Source organism: Streptomyces sp. NPDC059853 (genome assembly GCF_042731495.1).
Lineage (GTDB): Bacteria > Actinomycetota > Actinomycetes > Streptomycetales > Streptomycetaceae > Streptomyces.
The window spans coordinates 1-6,545 of sequence record NZ_JBHWJL010000292.1; the positions used below are offsets into that span (position 1 = coordinate 1).

8 protein-coding genes are annotated in these 6,545 nt (G+C 74.6%); 5 read left to right on the plus strand and 3 right to left on the minus strand.

Features of this window, described 5'->3' with window-relative positions; genetic code table 11:
• From ACFV5N_RS22980 to ACFV5N_RS22995, 4 genes are all read left to right on the plus strand, one after another.
• Nucleotides 1-478 (plus strand): phosphopantetheine-binding protein (locus ACFV5N_RS22980; RefSeq protein ID WP_385602989.1); only part of this gene is annotated, 478 nt, incomplete at its 5' end.
• Nucleotides 462-2,015: an amino acid adenylation domain-containing protein gene (locus ACFV5N_RS22985; protein WP_385602992.1), complete on the plus strand. Its 1,554-nt coding sequence runs from the start codon at nt 462-464 to the stop codon at nt 2,013-2,015. The genes ACFV5N_RS22980 and ACFV5N_RS22985, both read left to right, overlap by 17 nt.
• Nucleotides 2,012-2,227 (plus strand): MbtH family protein, encoded by a 216-nt coding sequence (locus ACFV5N_RS22990; protein ID WP_385602994.1) that lies wholly within the window; start codon nt 2,012-2,014, stop codon nt 2,225-2,227. The genes ACFV5N_RS22985 and ACFV5N_RS22990 overlap by 4 nt, the downstream gene beginning before the upstream one ends.
• A 71-nt stretch (nt 2,228-2,298) precedes the next feature.
• A complete protein-coding gene (locus tag ACFV5N_RS22995; protein WP_385602996.1) occupies nt 2,299-3,606 on the plus strand; it encodes an MFS transporter in 1,308 nt (435 codons plus the stop codon).
• A gap of 56 nt (nt 3,607-3,662) precedes the next feature.
• Here the strand turns inward: ACFV5N_RS22995 and ACFV5N_RS23000 are convergent, their stop codons facing one another.
• Both ACFV5N_RS23000 and ACFV5N_RS23005 read right to left on the minus strand, forming a co-directional pair.
• Entirely contained in the window at nt 3,663-3,863 is a 201-nt protein-coding gene (locus ACFV5N_RS23000; RefSeq protein WP_385602998.1) for a ferredoxin, read from the minus strand.
• Nucleotides 3,860-5,101 carry a cytochrome P450 gene (locus ACFV5N_RS23005; protein ID WP_385603000.1) on the minus strand — a complete coding sequence of 414 codons (1,242 nt, stop codon included), beginning with the start codon at nt 5,099-5,101 and terminating at the stop codon, nt 3,860-3,862. Before ACFV5N_RS23005 ends, ACFV5N_RS23000 begins: the two co-directional genes overlap by 4 nt.
• Before the next feature lie 179 nt (nt 5,102-5,280).
• Here ACFV5N_RS23005 and ACFV5N_RS23010 point away from each other — a divergent pair, with 179 nt between their 5' ends.
• Nucleotides 5,281-5,763, plus strand: a complete 483-nt coding sequence (locus tag ACFV5N_RS23010) for a MarR family winged helix-turn-helix transcriptional regulator (protein WP_385603003.1) — start codon at nt 5,281-5,283, stop codon at nt 5,761-5,763.
• Between the two features lie 12 nt (nt 5,764-5,775).
• Here ACFV5N_RS23010 and ACFV5N_RS23015 read toward each other — a convergent pair.
• Nucleotides 5,776-6,545, minus strand: a 770-nt coding sequence (locus tag ACFV5N_RS23015; RefSeq protein ID WP_385603006.1) for a FecCD family ABC transporter permease, incomplete at its 5' end; no start/stop codon positions are given.

The following is a 6,545-nucleotide window of genomic DNA, read 5'->3' on the forward strand; positions in this document are numbered from 1 at the left end:
GGCCCTGGACGGGGCGGCGCTGGCGGCGGCGCTGCGCGAGCGGCTGCCGGAGCCGCTGGTCCCCCGCGTGGTGCCGCTGGAGCGGCTGCCGGTGAACGCCAGCGGGAAGACGGACCGGGCCGCGCTGCTGGCCGCCGCCGGTCCAGCCCCGGCCGGTGCGCTCCTCGCGCCGCCCGCCCCGGGGCCGGGCGCGGCCGGGAGCGGTGACGGGGAGGGGGACGGGGACGGGGACGGGGACGCGCTGACCGGGCGCGTCGCGGCACTGTGGTGCGAGGTGCTTCAACTGCCGCGGGTGCGGCCCGGGGACAGTTTCCTGGCGCTGGGCGGCCACTCCATCATGGCGATGCGGCTGCTGGCGCGGCTGGACGAGGAGTTCGCGGTGACGGTGGAACTCGCGGACTTCTTCGCCGATCCGACACCGGCCGGGCTCACCGCCCTGGTGCGCGAGGCGGGGGCGGGCGATGTCCTCACCGACTGACGACGGGGCAGGCACGGTGCTCTCCGCCGTGCTGGAGCAGGCCCGGCTGCGGCCGGCGGCGCCCGCGGTGGAGAGCACCGACGGCACCCTCCGCTACGGCGCGCTGGTGGCCGCCGCCCGCGCCGAGGCCCGGCGGCTGGCCGCCGCCGGTGCCGTCCGGGGCAGCCGGGTGGCCATCGAATCCGGGTACGGGGCCGGGTATCTGGTGCCGCTGCTGGCCTGCTGGCTGCTGGGGGCCACCGCGGTGCCGCTGGATCCGGCCGCCCCGGGCGAGCGGCGCCGCTACCAGATCCGCCGGGCGGGCTGCGTGGTCGCGGTGCGCGGCCCGGTCGCGGACGGGGTGAGCGCGGGCGCCGCCGCCGAGGTGGCCCGGGAGGGGGCCGGGGCGGCGCCGGGGCCGGAAGAACCGGCGGCGTACGTCCTGTTCACCTCCGGCTCCACCGGGGTGCCCAAGGGGGTGGAGGTGGAGCATCCGGCGCTGCTCAACCTGCTGGACCACTTCGTGCGCGCGCTCGGGTTCGGTCCCGGCAGCCGGATGCTGGCGCACAGCAACACCGTCTTCGACATGTCGGTGCCCGAGATGCTGATCCCGCTGGTGTGCGGCGGCACGGTGGTGGTGGCGCCGCCGCGCGCGGCCCGCAACCCGGAGCTGTTCGCCCGTTTCCTGCGCGGGGCCCGGCTGTCGGCGGCCTGGGCGACGCCCAGTCAGTTGCGGCTGCTGCTGCCGTTCCTGGCCGGCGAGCGGGTCTTCGGCACGCTCATCTCCGGCGGCGAGACGCTGCCGGCCGCGCTGGCCCAGGAGCTGACGCCGGTCACCGGCGCGCTGTGGAACGCGTACGGCCCCACCGAGATCACCGTCGTCGGTCTGTGCACCCCGCTGACACCGCCGTTCCGCGACCCGCTGCCGATCGGCCGGCCGCTGACCGGGATCGGCGCCCGGGTGCTGGACGAGGCGGGGCGGCCGGTGGCGGCCGGGACGGTCGGTGAACTGTGGCTCTCCGGGGCCGGGGTGGCGCGCGGCTACACCGGTGAACCGGGGCTGACGGCACGTTCGTTCATCACCGGACCCGACGGTGTGCGGAGGTACCGCACGGGCGATCTGGTGCGGGCCGGGGCGGACGGGCAGTTCTTCTTCCACGGGCGGGCGGACGACCAGGTGAAGATCCGGGGCCACCGGATCGAACTGGGCGAGATCGAGGCGGTGGCCCAGCGGCTGCCGGAACTGGCGCAGGCGGTCGCGGTGGACTGCGCGGGCCCCGAGGGCCGCCCGGAACTGTATCTCGCCTGTGTGCCGGCCGCCGGAGCGCCGCCGTGGCCGCAGACGCAGCGGCAGGTGCGGGCGGGTCTGCACCGGCTGCTGCCCGCGTACATGAGGCCGCGTCAGCTGCTGTGCTTCGCGGCGCTGCCGGACACGGCCGCGGGCAAGACCAGCAGGCGGGCCGTGCGCGAGCTGGTGCGCGACCGCCTGCGCGACGCGGGGGCCCCGGCCGGGGCCCCGTCCATCCCACCCACCGGGCACGAGAGGACCGTCCCATGAGCACAGAGACACCAAAGAGCGGCGAGCAGCAGTTCGTGGTCGTCGTCAACGACGAGGAGCAGTACTCCGTCTGGGCCGCCGACCGTCCGGTGCCGGCCGGCTGGCGGGCGCCGGGGCCGCGCGGCACGCGGCAGGAGTGCCTGGACCACATCGGCCGGGTGTGGACCGACATGCGCCCCCGTAGCCTGCGGATCGCGATGGGCGAGGACTGACCCGCCCCCGTGTCCGATCCCCGGCGGCGGGCGCACGGCCCGCCGCCGTTCTCTTTCCCGGAGGTCCGCTGATGTGGAAACTGTTACGCACCGACAAGCGCTTCAGACGGCTCTTCATCGGTGAGAGTTTCTCCAGTTTCGGGGACAGCGCGGTCTATCTCTCCCTCGCCATCTGGATCAAGGATCTGACGGGGTCCGACGCGGCGGCCGGGGTGGTGTTCCTCGTCATCACGGCGCCCGGTCTCGCCGCGCCGCTGCTGGGGCACTGGGTGGACCGGGTGCGCCGCCGGCCGCTGCTGCTGCGGATGTACGCGGTGATGGCGGTGCTGGTGCTGTCGCTGCTGTTCGTCGACGGCTCGGGGGATGTATGGATCATCTACCTGGTGACGCTGGCGTACGGGGTGCTGTTCGCCACCCCGGCCAGGCCCGCGCTGCTGAAGGACCTGCTGGCGTCCGAGAACGCCGCACAGGCGCGGTCGCTGCTCATCACGGTGCGCGAGGGGGTGCGGATCGTCTCGCCGGTGGCGGGCGCCGGGGTGTACACGGCGTTCGGCGGCGGCGCGCTGGCCCTGCTGGGGTCGGCGACGTTCGTGGTCGCGGCGCTGGTGCTGTGGTCGATCCGGGTGGTGGAGTCGGAGCCGGAGCCGGCCGGTGAACCGTTCGCGCGCTCGGTCACGGCGGGCTTCCGCTTCGTGCGGACGGCCCCGTTCCTGCTGCGGCTGACGCTGGCGATGGTGGGGTTCCTGGCGGTGGTGGGGCTGCTGGAGACGGCGCTGTTCGCCGCCGTCGACCAGGGGCTCGGGCAGGGGGCGGCGTTCGTGGGCGTGATCGCCTCGCTCCAGGGGGCCGGTTCGGTGCTGGGCGGCATCCTCGCCGGGCTGCTGGTGAAGCGGGTCGGGGAGTTCCGGGGCAGCGCGGCCGGCTACGCGCTGATCGCGGTGGGGCTGGTGCTCTGCGTGTGGCGGGAGCTGCCGCTGTTCGTGCTGGGTGCGATGCTGATCGGGGTCGGGCTGCCGTTCCTGATGGTGGCGCTGAGCACGGCGCTCCATCTGTACGCGCCGGCGCGGATGCAGGGCCGGGTGAACGCGGCGGTCGGTTCGGTGTGCGATCTGTTCCAGACGCTCTCCATCGCGGCGGGGGCGGCGCTGATCGGGGTGATCGACTACCGGATCATGTACGCGCTGATGGGGACGACGGCCCTGGTGTGCGCGCTGTCACTGCTGATGCGGCGGATCGCCGCGCCGCAGGTGACGCACTCGGTGGCGGACGTGCCGGAGACACCGGACGCACCGGAGGCGCCGACCGGGGCGGCCGTCGCGCCGTCCGGGCCGCCGGACCCATCCGGCCCGGCGGACGGGGAACTGCGCCCGGCCCGCTGAGCCGGGCCGCCGCGGTCCGTCCCGCCCCGGTGGCCGGGGGCGGGACGGACCGGGCGTCAGGACGGCTCGCGCACGGTGATGGCGGCGCCCGGGCAGACGGCGGCGGCCTCCCGGACGGCGGGGTGCAGCGCCTCGCCCGGGGTGGCGTCGAGCAGTTCCACGAGGCCGTCCTCCGCACGCTGGTCGAAGACCTCGGGCGCGATCAGGACGCACTGGCCCGCACCGCAGCAACGGCCGGTGTCCACAGCGATGTTCATGCCGCGCTCCCCTCCCAGACCACCGGGACCTCGCGCAGGCCGCCCACCAGCAGGCCCTCCATCCGGTGCAGTGCGCCCGGCGGGACGGCCAGCCGCAGTGTGGGCAGTCTGCGCAGCAGGACCTCCAGGGCGACCTGGAGTTCGGTGCGGGCCAGGGCCTGGCCGATGCAGGCGTGCGGTCCGGCGCCGAAGGCGAGATGGGGGTTGGGGCTGCGGGACAGGTCCATGGAGCCGGCGTCGGGGAACATCCGCTCGTCGCGGTTGGCCGCGGGCATGGCGCACACCACGGTGGTGCCGCTCGGCAGCGGCCGCCCGTCGATCTCGATGTCCTCGGTGAGATACCGGCGGATGCCGAAGCCCGCGTTGGCGTCGAAGCGCAGCGCCTCGTCCACGGCGGTGCGGACCAGCGCGGGGTCGGCGACCAGCCGCTCCCAGCGGCCGCGGTCGGCCAGCAGCAGCGCGGTCATCTTGCCGATCATGTTGGCGGTGGTCTCGTGGCCGGCGACGAGCAGGCCCATGCCGGTGGCGGCCAGTTCCGCGTCGGACGGCCCGCCGTCCTCCTCGGCGCCGCCGTCGCGCACCAGCATGCCGAGCAGGTCGTCGCCGGGGTCGGCGCGGACGGCGGCGACGTGGGCGTCCATGTAGCGGGTGAACTCCGCCTGGGCCGCGCGGGTCTGCCCGGCGGTGAAGCGGGTGACGTTGAGGAAGGCGTCCGACCAGTGGGAGAAGCGGTCCCGGTGCTCCGCCGGTACGCCGAGGATCTCGCAGATCACGAAGACCGGCAGCGGGAAGCCGAGGGACGCCTTGAGGTCGGCGGGGCCGCCGCGTTCGACCATGGCGTCCACGAGCGACTCGGCCATGGCGGTCATGCGGGGGCGCAGGGCCGTCATGCGTGTGGCGGTGAAGTACTTGCCGACCCGGCGCCGCCAGCGCTGGTGGTCCTCGCCGCGGTCCGGGATGGCCACCGATCCGTCCGCGTCGGTGGCGGGGCCGCCGGCGCCGTCGGGCGCGATCCTGGCGGCGCCGGGGTCGGTGGCGGCGGGCCGCGCGAAGCGGGGGTCGGCCAGGACGCTTCTGACGTCCGCGTAGCGGGTGAGGTAGGCGGCCTTGTCGCCGCTGGGGAGTTCGGCGGTGGCGACGGGACAGCCGCTGCGCAGGGCCTCCCAGGCGGCGGGTGGCTCCAGCGGGCTGTCGCCGGTGAGCGGCAGCCGTACGGTCTGTTCCTGACGTGGCGTCATGGGCTCCTCCGGGTGTGCTGGGGAGCGAACGCGGTACGGCCCGGGCAGGCGTTCACGGAACGCAACGCTACCGACACTGTGCATGATGCATCAAGAGTGCATGATGCACTTCGGGTGCAGGGCGCGTTCTCTCCGTAGGGTGGTCTCCCACAACTGTTCGGACCACGGGGGGAGCCGGTGTGGAGGCCCGTCGGGCGGGAGAAGAGATCGAGCGCGAACTGCTCATCCTCACGCGGCACCGGGAGATGGGCACCCCACGCGGGGTGCGGGCCGGCGCGGCGCTGGATCGCAGCGCCTATGTGCTGCTGAGTCGGCTGGAGGCGCAGGGGCCCATGTCGATACCGGAGTTCGTGGAGGCGTTCGGGCTGGCCGCCTCCACCTTCACCCGGCAGACCACGGCCCTGCTCGACCGCGGTCTGGTGGAGCGGACCCTGGACCCGGCCGGCGGGACGGCCAGGAAGTTCCGGGTGACCGAGGAGGGCCGGGCCCGGCTGGCGGCGCAGCGGGCCGGGATCGTCGACGGGCTGACGGAGGTGCTGGCCGACTGGCCGGCGGACCGGCTGGACCGGTTCGTCGAGGATCTGCGCCGGTTCAACACGGACATCGAGCGGCTCAGCGGCCGGCCCTGGCCGCGTACCGGTCCGCCGCCCGCCGTGCCCTGACCGGGCGGCGGTTCACAGCGAGCCGCCCGCGCGGTGGGTCCTGATGATGAGGTGGACGAGGTACGGGGCGCCGAGCACGCCGGTGACCACCCCCACCGGGTAGCGGGTGCCGAAGGCGAACTGGCCGCAGAAGTCGGCGGCGAGCACCAGTAGTGCGCCCACCAGGGCGGAGGGCACCAGCAGCGAGTGGCCGGGGCCCACCAGGCGGGCGGCGATGGGCCCGGAGAGGAAGGCCACGAAGGCGATCGGTCCGGTGGCGGCGGTGGCGAAGGCGATCAGGCCGACGGCCGCCACGACGGCCACGATCCTGGTGCGCTCCACGCGCACGCCCAGTGCGGCGGCGGTGTCGTCGCCGAGTTGCAGATTGTCCAGGTCGCGGGCGTGTCCCAGCAGGACCGGGCCGAGCACGGCCAGTGCGATCAGGACCGGCGTCACCTCCGTCCAGCTGGCGCCGTTGAGGCTGCCGGTGAGCCAGCGCATGGCCTCCTGGAGGTCCCACTCCCCCGCCTGCGAGAGGATGTAGGCGGTCATGCTCTCCAGCATCGCGGCGATCCCGATGCCGATGAGGATGAGCCGGGATCCGGCCACCCCGTCCTTGAAGGACAGGGTGTAGACGGCCAGGGCGACCACGAGGCCGCCGGTGATGGCGAAGACGGAGACACCCACCTCGCTCAGGCCGAGCACGACGATGGCGAAGGCCGCGGCGGCTCCGGCGCCGGAGCTGATGCCGATGATGTCGGGGCTGGCGAGCGGGTTGCGCAGCATGGTCTGGAAGGTGACGC

What these genes read in the sequence shown, in the direction of transcription:
- ACFV5N_RS22985 (WP_385602992.1), top strand. Translation starts at nt 462, where the DNA reads ATGTCCTCACCGACTGACGACGGGGCAGGCACGGTGCTCTCCGCCGTG.
- ACFV5N_RS22990 (WP_385602994.1), top strand. Translation starts at nt 2,012, where the DNA reads ATGAGCACAGAGACACCAAAGAGCGGCGAGCAGCAGTTCGTGGTCGTC.
- ACFV5N_RS22995 (WP_385602996.1), top strand. Translation starts at nt 2,299, where the DNA reads ATGTGGAAACTGTTACGCACCGACAAGCGCTTCAGACGGCTCTTCATC.
- ACFV5N_RS23000 (WP_385602998.1), bottom strand. Translation starts at nt 3,863, where the DNA reads ATGAACATCGCTGTGGACACCGGCCGTTGCTGCGGTGCGGGCCAGTGC.
- ACFV5N_RS23005 (WP_385603000.1), bottom strand. Translation starts at nt 5,101, where the DNA reads ATGACGCCACGTCAGGAACAGACCGTACGGCTGCCGCTCACCGGCGAC.